Source organism: Brakhagea baltica (assembly GCF_052161605.1).
GTDB lineage: Bacteria > Planctomycetota > Planctomycetia > Pirellulales > Pirellulaceae > JBKCUI01.
On sequence record NZ_CP197409.1, the window covers coordinates 815,706 to 839,466 of the forward strand.

General features: G+C 52.0%; 19 protein-coding genes. 14 read left to right on the top strand and 5 right to left on the bottom strand.

Translation table 11 applies throughout. The features are described 5' to 3' along the window. Positions 1-67 precede the first annotated feature (67 nt). The 6 genes from SH449x_RS03235 to SH449x_RS03260 are packed head-to-tail and all read left to right on the top strand — an operon-like array spanning position 68 to position 4,506. The gene (locus tag SH449x_RS03235) at positions 68-412 is read left to right on the top strand and encodes a hypothetical protein (protein WP_482379881.1); all 345 of its coding nucleotides are present in this window, start codon (positions 68-70) and stop codon (positions 410-412) included. Beyond that, a complete protein-coding gene (locus SH449x_RS03240; RefSeq protein ID WP_482379882.1) occupies positions 409-1,467 on the top strand; it encodes a mandelate racemase/muconate lactonizing enzyme family protein in 1,059 nt (352 codons plus the stop codon). The genes SH449x_RS03235 and SH449x_RS03240 overlap by 4 nt, the downstream gene beginning before the upstream one ends. Beyond that, complete coding sequence (locus SH449x_RS03245) at positions 1,454-2,539, top strand: N-acetyltransferase DgcN family protein (protein WP_482379883.1); 1,086 nt, start codon at positions 1,454-1,456, stop codon at positions 2,537-2,539. Before SH449x_RS03240 ends, SH449x_RS03245 begins: the two co-directional genes overlap by 14 nt. A 12-nt stretch (positions 2,540-2,551) precedes the next feature. After that, positions 2,552-2,968 carry an aspartate 1-decarboxylase gene (gene panD, locus SH449x_RS03250; protein ID WP_482379884.1) on the top strand — a complete coding sequence of 139 codons (417 nt, stop codon included), beginning with the start codon at positions 2,552-2,554 and terminating at the stop codon, positions 2,966-2,968. A 19-nt stretch (positions 2,969-2,987) separates the two neighbouring features. Beyond that, a complete protein-coding gene (locus SH449x_RS03255; protein WP_482379885.1) occupies positions 2,988-3,680 on the top strand; it encodes a class I SAM-dependent methyltransferase in 693 nt (230 codons plus the stop codon). Between the two features lie 28 nt (positions 3,681-3,708). Then, positions 3,709-4,506, top strand: coding sequence for a thymidylate synthase (locus tag SH449x_RS03260; protein ID WP_482381804.1), 798 nt, complete (start codon positions 3,709-3,711; stop codon positions 4,504-4,506). A gap of 103 nt (positions 4,507-4,609) precedes the next feature. On the opposite strand, the gene SH449x_RS03265 is transcribed toward SH449x_RS03260, so the two are convergent. Further along, on the bottom strand, positions 4,610-5,107 hold the full coding sequence (locus SH449x_RS03265) for a hypothetical protein (RefSeq protein ID WP_482379886.1): 498 nt from the start codon (positions 5,105-5,107) through the stop codon (positions 4,610-4,612). 286 nt (positions 5,108-5,393) lie between these two features. Here SH449x_RS03265 and SH449x_RS03270 point away from each other — a divergent pair, with 286 nt between their 5' ends. The 5 genes from SH449x_RS03270 to SH449x_RS03290 all read left to right on the top strand — a co-directional run bounded on the left by SH449x_RS03270 (position 5,394) and on the right by SH449x_RS03290 (position 13,402). Beyond that, positions 5,394-7,604 carry a multiheme c-type cytochrome gene (locus SH449x_RS03270; RefSeq protein WP_482379887.1) on the top strand — a complete coding sequence of 737 codons (2,211 nt, stop codon included), beginning with the start codon at positions 5,394-5,396 and terminating at the stop codon, positions 7,602-7,604. A gap of 96 nt (positions 7,605-7,700) precedes the next feature. Beyond that, positions 7,701-9,896 carry a hypothetical protein gene (locus SH449x_RS03275; RefSeq protein WP_482379888.1) on the top strand — a complete coding sequence of 732 codons (2,196 nt, stop codon included), beginning with the start codon at positions 7,701-7,703 and terminating at the stop codon, positions 9,894-9,896. A gap of 24 nt (positions 9,897-9,920) precedes the next feature. Beyond that, positions 9,921-10,877 (top strand): AAA family ATPase, encoded by a 957-nt coding sequence (locus tag SH449x_RS03280; RefSeq protein WP_482379889.1) that lies wholly within the window; start codon positions 9,921-9,923, stop codon positions 10,875-10,877. A 15-nt stretch (positions 10,878-10,892) separates the two neighbouring features. Further along, complete coding sequence (locus tag SH449x_RS03285; RefSeq protein ID WP_482379890.1) at positions 10,893-11,834, top strand: aldo/keto reductase; 942 nt, start codon at positions 10,893-10,895, stop codon at positions 11,832-11,834. Next, positions 11,834-13,402 (top strand): NAD(P)/FAD-dependent oxidoreductase, encoded by a 1,569-nt coding sequence (locus SH449x_RS03290; RefSeq protein WP_482379891.1) that lies wholly within the window; start codon positions 11,834-11,836, stop codon positions 13,400-13,402. Before SH449x_RS03285 ends, SH449x_RS03290 begins: the two co-directional genes overlap by 1 nt. A gap of 171 nt (positions 13,403-13,573) precedes the next feature. On the opposite strand, the gene SH449x_RS03295 is transcribed toward SH449x_RS03290, so the two are convergent. The 4 genes from SH449x_RS03295 to SH449x_RS03310 form a co-directional block, all read right to left on the bottom strand. Beyond that, positions 13,574-16,231, bottom strand: coding sequence for a hypothetical protein (locus SH449x_RS03295; RefSeq protein ID WP_482379892.1), 2,658 nt, complete (start codon positions 16,229-16,231; stop codon positions 13,574-13,576). A 29-nt stretch (positions 16,232-16,260) separates the two neighbouring features. Further along, complete coding sequence (locus SH449x_RS03300) at positions 16,261-18,501, bottom strand: protein kinase domain-containing protein (RefSeq protein WP_482379893.1); 2,241 nt, start codon at positions 18,499-18,501, stop codon at positions 16,261-16,263. 14 nt (positions 18,502-18,515) lie between these two features. Continuing rightward, positions 18,516-20,711: an FdhF/YdeP family oxidoreductase gene (locus tag SH449x_RS03305; RefSeq protein WP_482379894.1), complete on the bottom strand. Its 2,196-nt coding sequence runs from the start codon at positions 20,709-20,711 to the stop codon at positions 18,516-18,518. Between the two features lie 61 nt (positions 20,712-20,772). Next, positions 20,773-21,048, bottom strand: a complete 276-nt coding sequence (locus SH449x_RS03310) for an acylphosphatase (RefSeq protein ID WP_482379895.1) — start codon at positions 21,046-21,048, stop codon at positions 20,773-20,775. A 253-nt stretch (positions 21,049-21,301) separates the two neighbouring features. On the opposite strand from SH449x_RS03310, the gene SH449x_RS03315 reads away from it, so the two are divergent. The 3 genes from SH449x_RS03315 to SH449x_RS03325 all read left to right on the top strand — a co-directional run bounded on the left by SH449x_RS03315 (position 21,302) and on the right by SH449x_RS03325 (position 23,755). Continuing rightward, the gene (locus SH449x_RS03315; protein WP_482379896.1) at positions 21,302-22,117 is read left to right on the top strand and encodes a PSP1 domain-containing protein; all 816 of its coding nucleotides are present in this window, start codon (positions 21,302-21,304) and stop codon (positions 22,115-22,117) included. A 40-nt stretch (positions 22,118-22,157) separates the two neighbouring features. After that, positions 22,158-22,571 carry a Minf_1886 family protein gene (locus SH449x_RS03320; RefSeq protein ID WP_482379897.1) on the top strand — a complete coding sequence of 138 codons (414 nt, stop codon included), beginning with the start codon at positions 22,158-22,160 and terminating at the stop codon, positions 22,569-22,571. Positions 22,572-22,822: 251 nt separating this feature from the next. After that, complete coding sequence (locus SH449x_RS03325) at positions 22,823-23,755, top strand: RDD family protein (RefSeq protein WP_482379898.1); 933 nt, start codon at positions 22,823-22,825, stop codon at positions 23,753-23,755. Positions 23,756-23,761 lie beyond the last annotated feature (6 nt).

A 23,761-nucleotide genomic window follows, 5' to 3' on the forward strand; every position in this document is an offset into this window, starting at 1 on the left:
GATTGAGTAGAGAAGGACACCAGCCCACTTCGATATAGATATTCCACACACTGGGAAGTCATTTACCATGATCACAAAACGACGGTTTGCGACAATGATCGCTCCACTATTCGGCGGGCTTTTTTTTCCTACATTGCTCATGGCGGACGTTATCATCAACGCACCACGTGCACCGCGCGAGCCGGGTTGGAGCGGGCCCGCGATCCTCACTCCAGCGGAGAAGGAAGCCAATCGTGAGATTCCGATTTTGGAACGGCATTATCGACCTGCCCATGTATACGGAAACATGGTTCGCCGCCATCACTACCGCGACACCATTATACCAAGCCACCGTGATCGGGTGGAAATGGCAGAAGCCTTCCGATCAGGACAGCCAACCAACGGAAAATACGTAAAGGACAAGTATCGTTGAACCTTTTGACCCTAAGCTACCGTACCCACGAGCTGCACAAGAAAGTTGCGTTGACAATCAGTCGCGGCAAGGCCTCTTCGTCTTGCTCTGTGATTATCAAACTGGAAAACCAGGGTGTTGTCGGTCTTGGGGAAGCGGCGGAATTCGACATACCGGGTCATGAAGAAAAATTGGATCGCATTCTTCAAGATTTGGAAGCTGCCAAGTCCATCGTTGCCGACCTGGATCCAATGCAACGAGTCGTCGTGGAGCAAGCTCTAAAACAGACGAATATTGGCAACTCAGTCAGAAATGCCATCGACATGGCCCTCTACGACTGGGCTGGCAAAAAGCTCGGGGTGCCTGTGTGGAAATTGCTAGGTTTGTCCCCTACCCCAAGGGCCCCAATTTCCGTCACGGTTGGCATCAACAGCCCAGACGCAGCTATTGATCGCCTTAAAGCTTGGCAGGCACTGGGTAATATCCGAGGTGTCAAGGTAAAATTGGGGTCGCCTCATGGAATCGACGCGGACAAGAATATGCTGGATGCGATTCGCACACAAGTTTCCGACAATGTGTACATCGGTATTGATGCTAACGGCGGATGGAATCTGGAACAAGCAGTAGCGATGTCCGGCTGGCTTAAAGAACGCAGCGTCGTCCACATGGAACAACCTCTTGCACCTGAAGATCACGCAAGCTTTCCAGAGCTATTTCATCGATCTTCACTTCCGATTTTCTTGGACGAAAGCTGTTGTAGTGCTCAGGATGTGCAAAGATTCAGTGGATGCTGTCACGGCGTAAACATCAAGTTGACAAAGTGCGGCGGCTTAACAGAAGCTCTTAGGATGATCGCTGTTGCACAGTCTTTGGGTTTGTCGACTATGGTGGGTTGCTATGGCAATACTTGCCTAGGTAATGCTGCGGCTCACCATTTAGCGTCTATGATCGATTTCATCGACCTGGACAGCCACCTCAACCTGCTTGACGATCCGACCAGTGGAATGGAATTTTACGATGGCTATCTTGTGAATAGCCAAAAGCCGGGACTTGGAATCGACTATGACGAAAGATAGATACTATCGCCCAGATGATAAGCTCGCTCTGTTAATGCATGGCGGTTTAAGGTCCGAGACGGGCAAGACAGGCTTGTCGTTATTACGCTATGCCGGCGATCGTGTCAGCGTAGTCATCGACCGAGAGGAGGCGGGCAAGTCCGTCCAGGAGGTCACAGGAATCACGCTATCGGGTTCAATCCCTATTGTGAGTTCTATGCGCGAGGCGACAAGCAGATCTGCACAGGCACTAGCGATTGGTATCGCACCGGGAGGAGGCAAGCTTCCTGATGACTGGTTCGATGATCTTGAACAAGCGGTCAAGTCGGGACTGAGCATAATCAACGGCCTTCATTTACCACTTGCGGAGCACCCTAGATTAAAGCCTCATCTACATCCGGACCGGTGGATATGGGACATTCGAAAGGAACCCGAAGGCTTGAATGTCGCCGACGGTTCAGCCCGTTTGCTTCCTTGTCGACGAGTCTTGTTCGTCGGTACAGACATGTCGATTGGAAAGATGACAGCAGCAATCGAGTTCCATCGCGCTTCATTAGCTGCTGGTTTGCGTTCCAAGTTTATGGCTACCGGGCAGACCGGGATCATGCTCGAGGGGGACGGCATCCCGCTCGATGCCGTTCGGATTGATTATGCAGCCGGCGCGGTTCAGCAAACTCTTTTGGACTTTGCCCCGGACAAGGACGTTGTCTGGATCGAGGGCCAAGGATCGTTTCTCAACCCAGCATCTACGGCTACTTTGCCTTTGATGCGAGGAAGCCAGCCAACGGAAATGGTGCTCGTTCACGCCCCATCTCGAACGACAATCAAGGGGAAACCTTGGGCCAAGATTCCTGCATTGTCCGAAGTCATCGCCATGTATGAGGCAGTAGCCAGAGCAGGAGGAGTCTTTTTCCCCACCAAGGTGGTGTGCATTGCACTGAACACGTTTGGCCTGTCTGAGACGGAGGCTCGCTACGAAATTCAAAAAACGCGATACGAAACGGGCCTTCCAACGGCTGACGTCGTCAGGCATGGGGCATCGGAACTCCTAAAAACTATCATCGGCACGGCTGGTAAAATTCAGGATTGCTGAGACAATACGACGATGCTTCGCAAGTTTTTAAGATCGAAAATTCACCGCGCCACCGTTACGCAGGCCGATTTGGACTACGAGGGTTCGCTTACGTTGCCGCCAGATTTGCTTTTGGCCGCAGGAATTGCCCCCTTCGAGTCCGTCCACGTCTGGAATGTGACTAGAGGAACGCGACTGGAAACCTATGCCATTCTGGGTGAGGAGGGCTCTAGCGACGTCTGCATCAATGGAGCCGCTGCCCATTTGGTGAGACCAGGCGATATTGTCATCATCGCTACCTTTGGATTCTTGACCGAGACAAACCCGGAGATGCGGGTCCCGGAACCCAAGGTGGTGTTTGTTGACGATAAGAATCGTATCACCTACACAGGTCGAGAAATTGCTGGCCCTAAGCGTAGGGGAGCTCCCGAAACGACCGATTGCTGCTAGTACAATAATCCCAAAAAAGATGCTAACGCGAGTACTCGAACCGGAGGTCATGGACGATCAGCGAGAAGCGGTCGCCTACAACGATATGGACCACAAAAGCGTCAACGAAAAATTCGTTGACGATATGTTAGCCATCCCCGATCTTGGGACAGATTGGCTCGACGTCGGTACGGGAACCGCATTAATCCCGATCGAAATCTGCAAGCGAACGGATTCATCGGTGCGAATCATGGCCTCGGATGCTTCAAGCTGGATGCTCGAAATTGCTAGGTATAACTTGGAGATCCATCAGTGCATCTCCCGAGTCCAACTGCACCGTGGTGATGCAAAGAAAATGGTCTTCGAAGACAAATACTTCGATACGGTTCTCTCGAATTCCCTGGTCCACCATCTCCCCGAGCATGAAGCATTCTTCAAGGAGATCGTCCGAGTCGTTCGACCAGATGGAGTAGTCTTTTTGCGAGACCTATTTCGGCCAGACTCGCAGAAGGAGCTTGATACATTGGTGGAACTGTACGGCGGAACGGACGAACATGGCCGCGAATTGTTCCGCCAGAGTTTGCATGCAGCGTTGACAGTTGAGGAGATTCAAGAGTTGCTCAAACCTTTTGGATTCCCGGCCGATTGTGTTCGTACCACCAGTGATCGCCATTGGACACTCGCTGCAAGAGCGAGTGCAGATAAATCTTGTTTCGTGAATGTTATCCCTTAGACAAGAAACGTCGGTCAGCCAAAACGCTATGGAACAGCAATACCTCGATCTGATGAGAAAAGTTCTTCTGGAAGGAGATTCCAAAACGGACCGTACCGGAACCGGCACAAGAAGTCTCTTTGGGGCTCAAATTCGATTTGATTTGGCAGCTGGATTTCCTTTGCTTACGACGAAGAAGCTGCACTTGCGAAGCATCGCATACGAGCTGCTGTGGTTTTTGCGAGGCGATACGAACATCTCCTTTCTCAAAAACCATAGGGTTTCCATCTGGGATGAATGGGCTGATGAAGATGGTGATTTGGGGCCGGTCTACGGCAAGCAGTGGCGATCGTGGGAGTGCCCTGACGGGAGGGTCGTCGATCAAATTTCACAGGTTCAGCATCAAATCATGCATACGCCTGATTCGCGGCGTCTCATAGTCAGTGCATGGAACGTGGCGGACATTCAAGACATGGCGCTTCCTCCCTGCCACCTACTTTTTCAGTTTTATGTTTCCAAGGGACGACTTAGCTGCCAACTCTACCAAAGAAGCGCGGACCTCTTCTTAGGGGTTCCGTTCAACATCGCATCCTACGCACTTTTGACCGTTATGATGGCTGGCTCGACGGGGCTAAAACCTGGTGAGTTTGTGCACACGTTCGGAGATGTCCACCTCTATAACAACCACGTCGATCAAGCCAACGAGCAACTAAGTCGGAGCCCAAAGCCCCCACCCAAGTTAAATCTGCGTAACTTCAGACCAAGCATACTCGACTACGAATTTGAAGACATCGAGCTGGTCGGATACGATCCCCACCCACACATACCAGCTCCAGTCGCCGTTTGACGTCAGCCTCCAAGTCTGGAATCTTCGCAGCAACTGAAATATAGCCAGTTGGTGATTTCCCACGGCAGGGAGTAGCGGTACCGATCTCAGCTTCTTCCGATACCTAACTTCTTCCAGTGACTAAACTGACAAGTGCTTTGTAGACGGCCGTCACCGAGTCGCTTATGAACTGAGCAGTCCCCCACTTTCCTCCCCAAGAAGGCATAAGCAGCGCTGCGAGAATAACGACCGCTGCGATGGTTGAGATGAGAGCCAAGTCGGACGAATTGCCCGCAGAGGACATTTGAGTCTTTTGTCGCTGCGAATTTTTGATCTTAGGTGCGATTAACTCTGAAATCGGCTCAAACTCGACCTCGACCTCTTTACCTTCGAGAGGCCATTTCTGTTTCGCCATAACGGCCCACAGCATCCCCCGATGATAGAGGCGAAACTTTTTTCCTACCTTAATCCTTCTAGCGACTCTAAGAGATATCCTAGCCGTAAACGAATCCCGACTCACCTCGATTATCTCAATGAGATATCTTCGTACGCCAAGCTTGATCCATCCCCATGTATCTGGGCGTGCAACTTTGCATTTGAACGCAGGTGTGGAAGAAATCATGAATTTGCCTTAAACAATCGGAACCAAAATTGCGGTTTGCAACTTGTAGTGAACTGTGGGACAGACTTTAGAAAAAAGAGTTTCGATTCTTCAAGAAACCTTGAAATGTCCTCCAAAAGGGGGGCAAAGTTTAAGGCTTGGGAAAAGCATGACGGTTTGCTTGCCTTTACCGGTCCAGAAACCAGTGCCGACTTAGGGAAAGGATCTATTTGTTGCGCCTCTGTCGGTCGATTCACCTGAACGTGTTGTAGCGTTTGCACCGATCGATGTTAAAGAGAGTCCCCAAGTGAATGGCGTGGTAAAGCAAAATCGCTTTTTGTTAATGGCCTTGTTCGCCATTCACGCTTGGACTGGGATGATGTGCGTTAACTCCCATGCCCAAGTTGTAGGAATCTGCACAGCTCCCGACGGCAATGCGTGGATGGAACCACCTCCCGACGATTACCTAGCCCCAAAAGCATCCCTGATACCTCAGTTGGGCCCCCGTCCGTCCCCCACGAAGAACGACAACATTTCCCAGTTGAAACGCTGGCTAGACAAAGATCCATCCCTCGCGGAGTCTGCCCCAGTACCATCGAATCGCTATGCCGATCAGCGTCGCAACCATTTAGCTAGCGGCACGCATACCGGCTTTCGAATGCATTCCGTGGGACACTCCTCCATCAGGCTGGATGAGGATGCTGAAGATTTGCTCGGTTCTCCAACTGCCGAAGATCTTTTGGTTCCCGGAGTGGGAACCTTTCACGGTTCAGATCCATTAGGAGGCATGGGACCCGATGCTGCCCGAGAAACCGAAAGGCTGAAAAAGCAGCAAGACGCCCCGCCCCAAACGCCACTTGGTATCGACCCACACTGGGAAGTCTATACCAACGATCGCTACCCCTCGGCCATGAAGTGTGCGAAATGCCATCAGAAGATCTATGATGAATGGCGAGTTAGTAGCCATGCCTATTCCGCAGTGTCACCCATGTTCAATCGCTTTGAACAAAAGGTGCATGAACTTGTTCGTGGTACCTCTGGGACTTTTTGCATGCGGTGTCATGCTCCTATCGCCACCCAAGCTGACTATCCACGCGATGCTTCGATTCTTGAAGCGCCGATCGTCTTCCGCGAAGGCATTACCTGCATCGTCTGCCACCGCGTCGTGGAGCGATACGGCCGAGTTAATGGCGAGAGGCGAATCGAACCGGGTTCTGAGTACGATCCCGTGGTGGGAAACCTCGGTGGACAAGGTGTCGATCAAGTCCTAGCGGACAAAGATAACTTTAAGGTAAAGATCGACCCGAGGGACAAACGCCCTTTGCAACCGATGCACCAGGGAGCGATTCAGTTCGAACAGTTGAACGATAGCTCGTTCTGCGCAGGTTGCCATCAAGTGGTCGTACAACCCGGTATCGCCCTGGAAATTGTGTATCAGCAGTATCGCCAAGGCCCCGCTTGTAAGAAGGGGATCTCCTGCCAAGACTGCCACATGGGAGTTGTGCCTGGTAAACCCCTTGGATACGAATACGGTGCCGCAGCAGTTGTCAACGACAAGCCTGTTCGAACAGACCGAAAGCACTCCAACCACATTTTTTGGGGACCCGCTGTTCCATTAGCTCATCCGGGCATTTTTCCGCACAACGAAAAATCACTGCGTTGGGCTGCCAAGGATTGGCTGCAGTTCGATCATCGCCAAGGATGGGGAACGGAAGAGTTTGAACAAGCTGTTTCCAGCGGACGGGTTCGCGTGAATTTTCCACCAGCCTGGAAATCTCCTCAAGAAAGACGGGATGCTCGGAAGGTAGTTGACGAGAACCAAAAGCTGATTGGTGTAAAGCGAGCGTCGGCTATCCAAGTTCTCGAGAATGGATCGCGAATCGATGGTCCGTTCTTTGCCTCAACTCCCACCGCAGGCCGGGATCTAAAGCTTTCTTATGTCGTTAGCAACACCAGCGAGGGACACAATATGCCCAGCGGTTCGCTCGGTGCTCAGCCACAACTTTGGCTAAATGTCGTACTGATCGGTCCTGATGGTCAACACCTTTGGGAATCAGGGCATTTGGATAGCAACGGCGACATGTGCGATATCCACTCCTTGGACGTGAGAGCAGGTAAGGTGCAACGTGATGCTCAACTCGTCAACTTTCAGACAAAGTTCCTTATCACCAACTTAAAAGGAACCGAGCGTGAAATGTATCTACCCGTCAACGTCGACATCGACCCTTTGCCATTCTTTCGACCTGGTGCAGTACCCTATACAGTACTAAATCACCCACCATTCATACGAATGGAAGCCCACAGCATTCCGCCCATGGACTCGCGGACGGCTCGCTACACGATCCCTGCCAACTTGATGCGTCAGAAAGGCAGATATCGCTTGTCTGTACGACTGAGAAGTCGAGTCGAACCGCCCTATTTTCTACTGTTCTGTGATGGCACTCCGGAAATGCTGACCTCTCTCAACGAGGCCATCTTAGACGCGCATCCCTATTCAACAGAATTCGTGGTGCGATAGATGGCAAGTGGCCTATTGAGACAACCACTGTTGCGATCGCCCTGGGGCTTTTGTTTCCTCCTCCCTTACGCATTTGCAAGTATCGCTAACGCGCAAGTGGAACGTCCAGCCCTATGGAATCCGAATCGCGACACAAGCACCTCCTTCACTTCTCCAACAATCGATCTACTGAAGGTAGTGGGATTATCCCGTGTAGCTAGTGCCTCGTATCAAGAGCCCGATCAAGAGTCCGATCGTTCTTCTTCACAAGTCCGTTCACCCTACGACGACGTTTTCGGCGAGCCACTACCACCTATCAAGCAGCCACGATCCCCCATTGCTTCCCCAAGTGATCGAATACTACTGGAAGATCGAATACCACAAGCAGGTGGTGCCGAAATTGACGAATTCACATCTCAGCAACAGAGTAGACTCGATCCCGATCGGAATCGTGTGGTTCCCTATCAATCTCCCAACGTAAGGTCGCCCAGCGAGAATGTTGTCCCGTTGCCCGTTATTCCTGCTCCCGCAGACTTTCCAGGTTTTTTTCCTCCCGATCCAAACGCCAATACCTTGCCGGAACCGAGACGAACCTTTGAGTTGCCTAAACCGGAGGTCGTTAACCCCATGGTCGGCCCAAGCCAAACACCTAACTATTCGGAATTCGGCAACGGGACGGGTTCCATGCCGTGGCATCATCCGGAGATGTTTCAGGACGGAGGTATGGAGAACCAAATTTGGAGGGCAGGCCGAGCAAACGTTGAACCATCACGATCGAGCTTCTACACAGCAAGCTACGGCCACAGATTCACAGAGGACAGATCCGTTGCAAATCCTTTGAGTACGCTACCCGAGCGATTACAAAGTCGACGATATCTGTTCAAGATAAATCCCTACATGCCCTCGTCATCGTCTCCGCTGCCGCTGATGAGCGATACCGCATGTCAGGTGGAGTTTCAGCATTCCGATTTCGCACCCAATCCACAAACTCCTCAGCCACTCGATTCTCGCAGGGAGATTGAGACCTATTCTGGTAAGTACTTTGTCGAGACTCAGCGTCCCTGGATTGAATGGGGACGTCCCTTCTATACAGGCGGCATGTACGAACCAGGAATTCCTGTCTTTAGTGAAACCAACCTTCTGACTCCGTCGTTGCTCGTTTACGGAGACTACAGAACGGCCGTCGGAATCCATCGGTTCGGGGGCAACCCAACTCGTCAGTGGGCCCATCGGTTGAATCTTGATATCGATATGCGTTTCACAGGGACGGAACGATTCCACATGTTTGTCGGACCTTTCGACGACGAGGGCAGTTTTACAAAATTGGATTTCAGCGATAGTCGCAACGTCCGCTTCGATACCGAGATCGACTTTCAACCAGTCACCGCATTCTTCGAGGGTGATCTCGGTGCTATAGCTGGCAGCTTGTCAGGAACGGACGCTCCATTCGATCTCCCTTTCACCATGGGGCTTGTTCCGCTCCTCTACCAGAACGGGATTTGGATGGAGGATGCCATAGCGGGGTTCGCCATCGGTTCCCCTTGGAGGCATTCAAGACCATTGAACTGGGCTAACTTTGATATGACCTTCTTCGCAGGTTTCGCCGACATTAACAGCCCGGCTTTTCGTGATGAGAACTCTGCTAAGGTATATGGCACAGCCTGGTTTATTGAAGCGTACGAAGGCTATATAGAAGCCGACTATGCCTATCTCGACGATCGCGAGGGTGCTGGCAAGTCCTACCACAACGCTGCCATTGCTTACACGCGGCGTTACTTTGGACGAATCTCCAATTCCATTAGGTTGATCGGAAACGCGGGGCAACGTGGGCCTCTAGTGGATCGAACTGCCGACGGAGTTTTGTTGCTTCTAGAAAACAGCCTCATCACCTCGCAACCGAGCCACTTCGTCCCCTACTTCAACGCATTCCTCGGCAATGGTCGTCCGCAAAGTGTGGCCCGTGCTGGAGGATCTGGCGGGATTCTGCGAAACACCGGGATTAACTTTGAATCCGATGGCCTCACCGCCTACCCGACCTTGAACGACACCGGAGCCAACTCCTATGGTGGAGCAGTCGGATTCAATCTGCTTTCCGCCGACTTTCGACAGCAATTCGTAGCAGAGTTTACCGCTCTCAATCCCTATGGAAATCCCGCCATTAGCCGTATCTCAGGCGCCCAATACGCCATTGGTGCGAGGTATCAACGGGCAATCAACAATCGTGCGCTGATTCGATTTGACGCCATCAATGGCTGGCTGGACAATGATTCGAACATTTACGGAATGCGCAGCGAATTTCGCTGGAAGTTCTAATCAAAACGGTCTGAGTTTGAGTTCATGAGTCAACAAGTCCACGAATGCTCTAAGAAGATTATCGCTAACATCGAGCAAGCGATCGTGGGAAAGCGAAAACAACTCGTCCTTTCCCTTGTTTCCTGGTTCTCGGGAGGGCATATTCTTTTAGAAGATGTCCCCGGTGTTGCCAAAACGATGCTTGCTCGCGCTCTGGCTGCCAGCGTCGGTTGCCAATTCAAACGCATTCAGTGCACGCCTGATCTACTCCCAAGCGACATAACAGGGGCATCGATCTTTAACCAGAAAACGGGCGAGTTCGAGTTTCGACAGGGACCACTTTTTACCAATATCCTGCTAGCAGATGAAATCAACCGGACAACACCCAGAGCTCAATCGTCCCTTCTGGAGGCGATGGCTGAAGGGAACGCGAGCATCGACGGCATCACCTATAAATTGCCCAATCCATTTCTGGTTATCGCCACGCAAAACCCAGTCGATCACGAAGGCACCTTTCCACTCCCCGAAGCCCAACTCGACCGCTTCTTCATGAAGTTTACACTAGGGTACCCATCAATGGAGGAAGAGCTGCGAATGCTGCAACTTCTCGAGCAAGAACATCCCATCAATTCGCTCAAACCCGTGGTATCCACTGAGGAAATCCTTGCGGCTCAAAAGCAAGTTAAAGCGGTCTATGTGGATCCCAAGGTACGACAATACTTGCTTCATATTGTTCATGAGACCCGTTCCCACACAGACCTTGCTCTCGGCGGCGGGCCCCGTGCGACGATCGCCTTGTTCCGGGCCTCTCAAGCCATGGCCGCCATCCGAGGACGAACCTACGTCCAACCAGATGATGTCAAGAAGATCATAGCTCCGGTGATGGCTCATCGCCTTATCCTACGCCCCGAAGCTCGTTTGCGCAAAATCACTTGCGATTCGGTACTTGATGAGATTATCGCCGAGATAGCGGTTCCGACGATCGATGAGCCCCGTAAATAGTGACGATTCGGATTCATGCAACGCGTAGACCTTTTCCCAAATGGACCAACGGTTAGCCGAATCGCGATGGGCTGCTGGCCCATTGCGGGTGTTACATCGCTAGGTGTTACCGAACAAGCCTCTCTCGCTACGGTACACAGAGCAATTGACGAAGGTATCAATTTTTTCGACACTGCTTACTCGTATGGTTTCGATGGCGAAAGTGATCGCATTCTTCGCCAAGTGCTCTCCGAGCGAGGAAGCGAGATGGTCATCGCTCACAAAGTAGGACAGTCGTGGGATGCGAATCGAAAAAGAGTGGTGGACGCTCGCCCAGAAACAATGATCGCGCATGCAAAACAATGCGTCGCTCGACTTGATCTCGACTGCGTAGACCTGATGTATCTACATGCTCCGGATCCCAACGTACCGATCGAAGAATCGGCCCAGGCACTGACCGAGATAGCCAAGCTCGGTTTAGCTCGCTCCCTTGGGGTTTGTAATGTGACCTGCGAACAAGCTGTACAGTTCGCCGAGCACTGTAACTTGGCAGCAATCCAAATACCTTTTAACATGCTACAGCAAACGCAACATAAAGCGATGCGAGCATTCGCCCAGGAGCGTGGGATTCTGCTAGTCTGTTATTGGGTCTACATGAAAGGTTTGCTTGCTGGCAAGCTTCGGCGCAACCATCAGTTCGCCCCACAGGACAAGCGATTGACTTACGAGATCTTCCAAGGGGAGGCGTGGTTACGAGCTCAGGATCTGATTGATCACCTCGAGCAGATAGCAATCGCCAAATCGTGCAGTGTTTCCCAGCTCGTTGTCACCTGGACCTTGCAACAGCCTGGCGTGGATGTCGTCTTGTTGGGTGCCAAAACTCCTGATCAGATCGCAGAGTCCGCAGGAGCAGACCGAGTGTTGCTCGATCAGGACGAACTGGCTGCTTTAGATCGTGCGATTACCGAGGCGACGTAATGAAGCGTTTCGACATCGCCATTCTAGGATCTGGTTTCGCTAGTAGCTTGTGCGGTGCTATTCTGGCGAAACAAGGCAAATCGGTGATCATCCTCGATCGAAACAAACATCCACGTTTCTCCATCGGGGAGTCCACAACCCCCGCAGCAGATTTCTTGTTGCACCATCTTGCTCGAAAATATTGTCTCGATGAGCTGTTGCCACTCTGCACCTACGGCGAATGGAGGAAGCACTATCCTGACGTCCGACGAGGCTGCAAGCGTGGATTTAGCTATGTTTGGCATGGTGATGGAACGGACTATAAAGCGACTGCGAACCATGCCAACGAATTGATGGTCACAGCTAACTCCTCTCAGGATGTCGCGGATACGCAATGGTATCGGCCTGATGTCGACGAGTTTTTCATGCGAGTCGCTATTCAACGTGGTGTCGTGGTTTGGGAACAAGCCACTATAGAGGCACTGAACCGGTCTAGTGGAACATGGTCGATTTCAGTAAAGTTCGATGCCATCGGTTCGGAAAGTCGTTCCGAGATTCAACCTTTTGAGATTGACGCAGGCTTTGTCATCGATGGCAGCGGCCCGAACAGTCTACTCATGGCTGCTCACGGCGGCGAAGATTTGACGGCTAACCTTTTAACCAACACGAGTGCCATCTACGGGCATTTTTACGGTGGTCAATCAACTCTGAATTGGCTGCGAGAACGTGGTGCGCGTATTTCTGATTTCCCCTATCCGTTTGATCAAGCGGCCGTGCATCACGTCTTTCGTGACGGTTGGATGTGGCAGATTGGATTTGATGGCGACCTAACCAGTCTTGGCTTTGTAACCAATCAGCATTCTTCAGGGGATTTGCAGCACGAACGATCTTCCATGCCGCCTGATGTTGTTCCGGACGCAAATGATGCCCGAAGGGCCTGGGATGATAGGCTTCATCGTTACCCGGTCCTCAATGAGCTTTGCGGCGGGCTGGTTGAAGTTGACTTTCCGGGGAGACTGTTCGCGATTCCTCGCATCCAACGACTTCGTTCTCGCGCCGCAGGTAACGGTTGGGCTGCCTTGAGTTTTACTGTTGGATTCATTGATCCTTTGCATAGCACGGGTATCGCCCATTCGCTAAGTTCGGTCGAGCGAATCTGCAAGATACTCCTTGAATCCGAGCCGCTGCAACACACTAGCCAACTGCAATCCTATTCACAAGAAGTCGTCGGGGAACTGCAACATATCGATCGCGTGATTGCGACCTGTTATTCAGCCATGGGGAATTTTGAGTTGTTCACGGCGGCGACCATGATTTATTTCGCCGCAGCCATCGCCTTGGAACGTCACAGGGGCTTGAATCTCGACACCGGTTTCCTATTGGCCAAAGACGCATGCTTCCAAAAAATCGTCGAGGAAACCTTTCATTCCCTATCGCAATTGAACCAAAGCCATGAGCCAGCAAGCCCTCACCAAGTGCGAACTGTCTTAGAGTCCATTAAGAAGCAGCTTGAGCCCTACAACGACGTCGGTCTCTTCACCCCCGAGACCCCCAATATGATTCTGCACACGGTCGCGGCTAAAGCGTAACGATTTTCACCCTCCCAAAGAATTTGGGAGGACCAGAGTGGAGGAACGATCAGTAGGGGAGGCCATTTCCTCGGATCAGGAAGCTTCTTCCTGAAACATAGAATCTCAACCAAAACGAAAATCAAAAAATGCGGGGAAACCTACAAACAACACACCTATCGCTCACCCCGATCAATTCTGTTCGTTCCCTCCTCGAACCGAAAAGCGAATTGGTTTCTTAGGATTTTTGGTCTTACTTTTCCCATACGAGCGGACCACCCACCAGACAGAACCAACCGTTGCGAGCCCAAACAGCCACGCAAGCGTGGAAATTAGCCTCTCACTGGGTGCCGAATCATCTCCCAACGAAATCTGCAAATCCGAAATGACGATGAGGGGTGTCACTTGTCGATGTTTCACTCCCAACCGATCGGTCATCTCTTGAGTTCGATAACTCCAGAAACGATAGAACCAACCTGAAAGCTTTCCCCTCACTCGAGGAAAGAATACATCGGCGTTGATAGGCTCCAGACTATTTGTATCTTTTAATCCGTTGCCAGCGTCCGATGGTTCGACCTCGGCACCTTGGTAAGCAGCCAGCCAAGAAGGTAGCTCAATCGCCACGCATGTGATCGGGTACTCTCCCGCATAGACAATCGGTTGGGTGTCTGTGGGGATTTCAAAGGTCACATTACCAATCTCCGCAAAGCAATCCAGCTGGAAGTAATGATCCTTACCCAAGACCGCTTGTTGCACGGGCAGATCGATGGGAATCCGAGTGACTCGCACGACTCGAACATTGCATTCGGTCCACAGAAGTGACGGTCTCTGCTTGGATTTCGAATCAGCGCCCAATGAGCTTTTCACGATCTGTGAAACGGAGGTCGCTTTGAAATTTGCATCGCTAGCCAAAGAGTCTCTCGTCTCTCGCGCGATCCGCATGAGAGAAAATAGCCCCACTTCTTCTTGGCGACTTAGAGGCTGCGCGGGCGATTGCAATCGTTGAATGATATCACGATTGGCCAAATCCCAACCTTGTTCGAGCAGGAATCGATCAACATCCGTCACGCTAGGGTTCAATTCAGCAAGCAACGATTGATCCTCGGATTGCAGTTTCCATGCTACGCGAGAACTGACAAGCCAGGACGATTTGCCGATTTCGCCCTTTGGCTGCACTCCGATTACCTCGAATGGCTGCTTCAAACTTAACGTGTCACCTCGAATTGAAGACGCCCAAGCATCTGGGATCTCAGTTGTGAAGAGCTTGTTAGCGTGATCTGTCCCCTCTCCGCGAACTTGAAGCGAAAGTTCATAAATCGTTTCCAAAGATTCTCGTGCAAGCACCTCCAACAATTCCACATCAACGCCCGCATCCCGAAGGGACTTGAGATTCAGCACTTTGATATGATTCACCCACCCATTCATCTTGCGAAGCACAAGGCTCTCGGTCGTGTCCCAATCTCGTCCGGCGGAGGCTAGTGTTTGCATCTCCGGTTCGTGTTTTTTGGCCACGAGAAGCAAGGCGAGCGCGTTGGTTAGTTCCTTGTCCCCAAGGTTATTCTCCGCGATATTTGACAGCATCGTATTGGATTTGATGGACGACTGAATCAAGGTCAAAGGGGTCTTAAAATCGACGGGAGGTCTCCAGGTTGCTGTCTGGCGATGTTCGGCAAGCCACGCAGAATATGGCCCGAGCTTGCGACGCTGGGGACCGACGGTATTGGTTACGGAGGCAGCAAATAGCACCGGTGCGATGTCTGGCCCTCGGCTGGAAGCGTACGCCTTTCGCTTCGCGAAAAAACCTAGTATCTCCAGTTCTGACTTTTGATCCTTCTCATACTTCGATGGCTCCAGTTCCACAGGTACGTAAACGGCGATAGGTTGCGAGCTTGCCTCGGTCGGCTTCATCCACCAAACTCGATAGACAACACCGTTCCATTCCACGGATTGCAATCTACCGGTTCGTTCATCGGCAGCTGCGATCGTTCCACGGAATCGGAGTGGAACTCCGCGATAGTTGTCGTTATCGGCCCCCATCAGTTGAGAAAGTTCTAAAGCGGGAACTTGAAGTGGATCCAAAAATCCGCTGTCCACTGCCGAGCGCAATTCGCGGATACGAGCCCAGGTCCTCAGTGCAACTAGCTGTTCCTTAGACATCCAATTTTGGTTGTCGAGGAATCTCTCCAACAGAGTCTTGTCGAGGGCTCGTCGAAACGCGGAATGCGAGTCGCGATCCGCGAACTGAGTCTCCCGCCACTGCGCTATGCTCGCAAGCACCTTTTCTAGTGCTACTAGGTCTAAATCCGTCGAATCCTGCGTTTGGTCCGAAGATGGCACTCTCGCGGAATGGTTTTCCGCAATCCGATCCACCCAGCCTTGAAAGGTCTGTTCCGCCGATTCGAGCAGTGGCTCTATCTCATCAGAATCGAGCGTCGATTTCGGAGCTAACCAGAAACGAACGAGCAGGACGTGCTGTTCCGGTGAAAGTCGCGACAAATAGTAGGTCCAAATGGACTGTTCCCGGTCTGATAGATTGTCGTCCGAACGCATGAGCAATGACCGATAGATTCGGATTGCTTCACTTGGTACGTCGACTGCCAGGGGCGAAGATTCACTCCTACTCGATGCCTCGTCATCGCTCGCCTGCTTCTTTTCGAACAAGCCGATGGCTTCGCCAATTTCGGCAACCTTGTCGGTATCGGATAGTTGCTGGAGGAGCAACAACACCAATCCGAGTAGTAGCACGAGCGATATTAAGGTACGACCAGGGTTCGATTGTTGCAAAACAGCTCGACGCGAGCCCCCTTGGCCTTGAGCATCGTACCATTTCGGAGTGCGTTTCGACGGCATATCAAATTTTCACTCTTGGGCAATCAACGCTACTGATTGTTTTGGAAGTAGGCACGCGTAGCATCGTGATAAGGCAAATCTTGCCAAGCGGCCGCTTTGCGTTGTGGGATGATATCTTGAATGAGCGTCTGCGACTCGTAGATGGCACGTAGCGTTTCCGTCACCAATCTCGTTGACGCATCTTTGCGGGCTACCAACAATGCGGTTGTAGCCAAGGTACCCACCCTCTGCTGGCCAAGCACAGCGTAATGCTTATCGGAAATCTCGAACGGCAGAAAGCTATGTTCTTCACGAGAGACTTCGTTGGCCCGCGGGACATCAAGCAATTGAAACCCTTCGTTCCCGATAATCTCTGCAATTCCCAAAAGTCCAGGTCGAATGACAATAATCATCGCCTCCGCTTGGTCTCTCGCTTCCTTTGTGAACCAATCACCCTCGATGATATCCAAATTTTCTTCACTAAGATCGAAGTGCTGCAACAATCGTAACGCTGCCTGTCTGGTTCCTGAGCTTTTGGAACCCATGATCACTTTGCGATTTTGCAGTTCTGGTATCTCGGAAATCATGGCCGTCGACCTCACAAGGATATGGATAGCTTCGTAGAATAGTGGTGCCACGACTGCGACTTCATTGGATCGCAGCGCGGACTGTTGCACGATTGCCAAGTCGGCCTTGCGTTGTTCCAGCTTAGTCAGATTCTCCAAAGATCCACCGGTAGGGATCACGTTCGGGTGCACACCGGCTTGTTCCTTTAGTTTATTGGAGAGCTCTCCCCCCGTCTCAAAATACATACCACCCGGTGCACCGGAAGCGATAATGATGGAATCAGGGAGTCTATTCTCTCTCAAATAATTCAAACCCATTGGGCCAAGCAACCATGCGATGAGCAACATGACCCAGAAGGTAATCAACCCGTTTTGCGTCCATCGTTGAGCGGGAGTTGGTTCCAGATTGCGGACGCCAGTCAGCGCTGCAAAGATCGGAATATTCTGAATCCAGTGCTTGGTCCTTCGAATCAACGAGGGAGGACGAGCGGAAATAGGTGCACCGCGATAGAAGCTATCGAGATCGTCGGCTAAGGCCCTCGCAGAATCGTATCGACGGGCGGGTGACTTTTCTAAACACTTTGTAACAATCGTGTCGAGATCCGGATGGACATCGGCTCGTACAGCTCGAACGCTAGGGGCCGGTTTATGCATCACTTGCATGAGGGTCTGCATGACCGAATCAGCATGAAACGGAGGTTTGCCAACGAGCAACGCGTAAAGAATCGCTCCGATAGCGTAGACGTCGGTCAACTGACTCTGTTCGTCTTGATTGCCGCTAGCTTGTTCCGGCGACATGTAGCTCGGAGTTCCGAGGGCAGCTCCTGTTGCCGTGAGCCCTTCGTCAGCGCCGATCCGCTTGGCTAAACCGAAATCTGTCAGCAGTACTTTCCCTTGTTCGTTGATCAGGACGTTGGCAGGTTTCAGATCGCGGTGAACGACCCCTCGTGAGTGTGCGTATTCAATCGCCCGCGTGACATCGAGCACATAGCGAACGGCATCACGAACAGGCATCGGTCCCTGGGCCATCAGTTTAGCCAAATCGGTACCAGGGATGTAATCCATGGAAAAGAAGTGGTGCCCATCGTGTTCGCCGCAATGATAGACGGTTACGATTGAGGGATGGGCCAAGCTGCCCGCGCTCCGGGCCTCGGCGTAAAAACGGTTGACCTCGTCCTTACTGGCCAGGGCTCCAGAGCGGATCATCTTCACCGCGACCTGACGATCCAGATTGCACTGGGTCGCTAAGTAAACGACCCCCATTCCACCTCGGCCCAAAATCTTGTGCAAAACGTAATCACCGAATTGGCAAGGCAGTGTTCCCTGAGTGCTATCGATGGAGGGGAGTCGTTTCACTCCAAAGCTGATGTCTCCGCCTGAACGGCTGCTTCGCGATGGGGGCAGCGTTGAATCGTGAGGAGAGATCGTGCGATCTGAACGCCGCGTCACGGGTGGTAAAGTTTCCGCGTTCGGATCGTAAGGTTGTTCATCGGCAGAAGCAAATGGCGTGAGCTTTTGTTCTGCATCCATTGCAAGCTTGGGGCCAGCCATGGATTCAATCCAGTCGGCTGTCGCTAGTAACTCAGAGAGCTTGTCCGAAATCTCTGGGTAGCTCTTTAAAAATGCCTCTCGGTCTTCGATCTCGCCAGAGTCGTAGCGGCGCATAAACTCCAACAGGGCGTTGTTGAGTTCAATCTCGGGATCGTCATCCTGGTCGCCGTTCATGAGTACCTATCTAGTTAAGCTTGATTCGATCCCGAAAAGATCGCAATTTTGATGTTTTTGAATCGTGGCGTACGGGATTGGGGGTCGACACTGCGAGGGACTAGCACGTTGGCTTCGGGATAATACATCATCGCACAGCCAGGCCGGATATCTTCATAGGAACGGGCCAAAAGGTTGGTCATCGTCCCCGCTTCACTGGTGACCGTGACGACGGAATCGTGCTCGAGCCCCATACGCTCCATGTCGGCGGGGTTGATCAGGACCACATCCCGGCGATCTTGGTGGCGATAGAGGTCATAATCCTCGTAGACAACTGTGTTAAATTGCCCCTCGCTGCGAACCGTCATCATACGAAGCTCATTCTCGGCAAGCGGCTCGACCTCTGGCAAAGAATGCGTATGCATCATGGCACGCCCCGAAGGAGTCTTGAACTTGGCGGTATGAAACGTTCTTTCGCCGACCTGGAATTCTTGCTTGGTGGCCTCGATGGACTCGAGTTTTTCATAGCCTGGAACGACGCGAGCGATCCAGGTTCGAATGGTTTGGGATTTCTGCATTTGTGCCCAGTCAACCGGCGTGGAATCATCTAAGACCCGCTGTCCTATTTCTGCGATGACTTGAATCTCGCTACGTGGACCGGGGAGTCGCTTAGGTCCGCCATCGCTGAGACGAACATAATTGAACATGGACTCTTGGGTGGTCGGTTCCGGCTCTTCGTCGCGAGCAAGGACGGGCAAGACGATCGTCGTTTTGGCCAACCCGTTTGCATGGCCCGTATTGAGTGTGGTGTTGAGCATAACCAACATGTCGAGATTGGCTAAGGCTGCGTCAGCAAACTGAGAATCTGGATTCGACCCGTATAGATTTCCTCCTAAGCAGAATCCAAACTTGAGCTCGCCTCGCATGGCTCCTTCCATGCAAGCCAGCGTATCGAGCCCTGGTTGCGTGGGGAGATCGACTCGGAATTTATCTTTCAAATTCTGAAAGATCTCGTCCTTGAGTTTGGGCGTTACACCGACCGAGCCAATTCCCTGAACATTGGAGTGTCCGCGTATTGGCATGAGTCCCGCTCCGGGGCGTCCCACCATGCCTCGCAGCAAAGCTAGATTCGCGATCGCCTGAACATTTTCGACTCCATTAGTATGGTGCGTGATGCCCATGGTCCATGAGAAAACGGTCCCCTTGCTTTCTCCATAGACCTGCGCGATCTCTCGAATTTCAGATTCGGCCACACCACTTTTTTGAACTATCTCCGACCATGCGGTACGGCGAAGGCTGTCTAGGTACGCCTCTGAGTTGTCGCAGTGGTTCTGTAAGTAATGCGAATCGTGTTGGTTCGCCTCTAAAGTTGCCTTGGCTATTCCGGTAAGGAGAGCCAGGTCACCTCCGATGTGAGGCTGAATGTAATGGGTTGCGATACTGGTACCAAATAGCATGCTGATGGGGTCGCTGGGGACTTTAAACCGCACGAGCCCTAGTTCTCGGATCGGATTGATCACGATGACTTTGCCACCACGTCTGCGCAGATGCATCAGAGTGGTCATGAGGCGAGGGTGGTTGCTAGGTGGATTGCCTCCGATGATAAAAATCGTGTCGCAGACATCGAGATCGTCAAGCACTAGAGTGGCGGTGCTCGAGCCGACGGTCGTTTGCAAGCCTACGCCGGACGCTTGGTGGCAATAGTAGCTGCAATTGTTGACATTGTTGGTACCGTAGAGTCGAGCAAAGAGCTGCAGGAGGAACCCGGCCTCGTTGCTGCTGCGGCCGCTGAAATACCAGAAGGTTTGGTCCGCAACGAGGGACTTTAGTTTGGCCTCGATTCGCTCAAAAGCCTCTCGCCAAGTAATGGTGCGGTAAGAGTCATCCCCGTTTTCATAAAGCAAGGGTTGGATGAGCCGCCCGCTCGTTTCTAATTGGCGAGGCGTGTAGTCCTTCATCAATCGAACGGGATGCTTGGCCCAGAAGTCGGCAGTGATCGCGGGCTGCATATCGGCTGCCATCGCTTGGATCGATTTTTTGCATACCTCGGGAAACGAACCATGCTCGTTCACCATTCCGCCGTGCTGGCCACCCATTCCTAGAGCGCAGGTCTTACAAGCGTTCCGGGATCGTAAGGCCCGATAAAATTTCCATAGCCCCCCGGCTTCAATGCCTTTTCGAAAGGTGTATCTAACAGCTTGCCAGCCTCCGCCAGCGGAAAGCTTTCTCATATCTAGGCTCTTAAAAGGTGGGAGGAACGTGTGAAAGGAAGGAAATTGACCTGACACCAGTCTACCACAAGGCGACGAAGTTTTCGAATTCTGATGAGGCTTCACTTTCGAAGCGTTGGTCCCCCCTGACATTGCCCGTCATGGACTGGCTTACCGCGTCAAGGAACCTATGGATTTCTTCGATTTCCCCTTCGGCAACCACTTTTACCCTACCATCATCGAGATTCTGCACCGTCCCCTTCACCGAAAATTTTTTGGCCACCTCTTTGGTATGGAACCGAAATCCGACACCCTGGACACGACCAGAAAAGAAACAGGTCACCCGCCGCATAACCATACCGAGCCGCTTACTTTCTTGGGAAAACTTTACATTCCTGTGCTAATATACGTTCCTTCGTGAGTTATTGGGATAGCGATGCGCGGGGGAAATCCTGTCTCGCCGACAGAGCTGTTTTACGATAGAATTTGGAGGACAGAGATGTTTGCAAGTTGTTGCCAGCTAAAGCTTCCAGTCCGGTTTCAACGGCTTCGTCGCCGCCCTACTACTCACAGCCTTACTACTCAACGCATAGATCGATATCGAAATCCCCATGTCGAAATACGTAGTCCGATGCGGACGAATGCGAACTCTTTACGTGATGAGCTCCCGAGGCGAACATCCACGTGGCCGCATTGTCATCGCACGAACCAACCGCGGATTGGAGCGTGGTGAAGTCCTATGCGAGGCGACCGACCGAGTGATTGCACAGATGTCCGATCCACTCAACGGATCGATCCAGCGCGATGCCACTCTCGCGGATGAGCAGGAGTACCAACAGATCCAGAAATCCCTGGAGCAAGATTTTGAGCTTTGCAAAGGTTTGATTCGCGAAACCGGACTGCCAATGAGCTTGGTGGACGTCGAGAGAATTTTCGGTGGCGAGCTGGTCGTCGTGTACTATACAGCGGATGATCGAGTCGACTTTCGCGAGCTCGTCAAGAAACTGTCTGGCAAGTTCCAGACTAGGATCGAGATGCGTCAAATCGGAGCTCGCGATGAAGCCAAGGTGCTAGCAGACTATGGAGATTGTGGCCAACCAGTCTGCTGCAACAATCACTTAAGCTCTATGCCTCCCGTGTCGATGCGGATGGCCAAGCTTCAAAAAGCGACTCTGGATCCCAACAAGATCTCCGGTCGTTGCGGACGCCTGAAGTGCTGCTTGCGATATGAGAACGACACCTACGAAGAGCTGGTGGCCGACATGCCGCCGCCAGGAAGTGAGATTGTGACACCGCAAGGAAAGGCTAAAGTGTTGGGGCAGGAAATTCTCGGACAGCAACTGCTCATCATGACTGAGGATGACCGCCGCATACTAATCCCCGTCACGGACTGTCTCACCGTCATCAAACGCGGTATTAGTTACTAAAGTCACCCCATTACGGAATCCTATCCCGAGTCAAAATATCGTGAACGAACAAGTTCTGGCAATCATCGAGCTTCTACAGAAGGATCAACGCTATCATCTCGAGGCGTATCAGTTTGTTCGGGAGGGACTCGGATACGCTCAAAAGGTTATGAAATTACCGGCGACGAAGGACGATAGTGGTGAAGCAGGTGGAAAGGACCATCACTTGACCGGTCAGCAACTCTGCGTTGCGTTGAAGGAATATGCTCTCGACCGATATGGGTACCTGGCACAAACGGTATTAAATTCCTGGGGAATCTACACGACGAGCGATTTTGGCGAGATCGTCTACAACCTGATTCGGATCAAAGAGATGAGGAAAAGCAAAACCGACCGACGAGAGGACTTTGACGATCAGTTCGAGTTCGAAGAAGCCTTTCAGCCGCGATTCGAGCTATCCTCCGACGCGAGTTAAACGTGGTGAGCGCGAAGCAAAAAACAGCAGTATCGCTAACCAGTTTACTGCTGGCCGGTTGGATTGCCTACCTTCTTTGGGTATGTTTCAAGATCGCGACGAGTGGCTAGATCCGGATGCTAGAATCCAGATACAATATTGTTGTTTGGTTTCATCCTGAAAAGCGGTTACACTAGGGTTCCCGAGCTTGCATATTGTGGGTTTGACTTTTCGAATGCGTTTGTCTCAAGGAATCTTAGGAAACTGCAATAATGCCTGTGGAGAGTAGTCGGCCTCCCATCGATTTACTTGCTAGGATACAAACTCCTGAGAATATCGAGTTTCAGTATCGGCTCGCAGGGCCCTTTCGCCGTCTACCGGCCTTTCTTATCGACGTGTTCGTGCGCGGGTTGATCATCACAGCGGTCTGGATCGTGTTTCTGTTTGCGGGTGGAATTCTGTTCGGGGGAATGGGTTTTGGCACGAACTTAATCATCTTCTTCCTGGTCGTGTTCCAGTTTTTTTTGCAGTGGTCATACGGTGCCTTTTTTGAAACCTATTGGAATGGGCAAACTCCTGGCAAATGGCTCTGCGGGTTGCGTGTCATATCTGTCGATGGTCGCCCGATCAACATATCTCAAGCGATTGTACGCAACCTGCTGAGGTCTGCCGATCTGTTTCCAACCGGGATTGTTGGGCTGATAGCCACGTCGGTGACACAACGCTTTCAACGCATCGGAGATTTGGCGGCGGGCACCATGGTCATCGTCAATCAGGTGTCCTGGGTCCCCACCAATGTGCGATTCGAAGATGCACGAGTCGCGTCGCTCAGCGAGCACATCCCACCCGACTTTCGTCTGAGCTCGACGCTAGCTAAGGCAATCGCATTGTACGTCGAGCGACGTTCCCGCATTCCGATAGGCAGAAGGCTAGAGTTGGCAAATTATCTCGCAAAGCCATTGCTGATCAAGTTCGAGTTTCGGGACGACACGAGCTCCGACTTGCTGCTTTGTGCCATCTACTACCGAGAATTCATGGTTCGCGATGCCTTTAACGCAGACAACCATTCCGGCAGGGGGCCTTACTTGCCTCCCCCTACGATGGCGAGCACGTCGAGCGTCCCTACACTTGCAAATTCAAACGAACAAATCGCTGCGCCACCCGTGCTCGCCCGTGCAACTCCCTCACAATCCGTAGTTAACTAAAAAGGC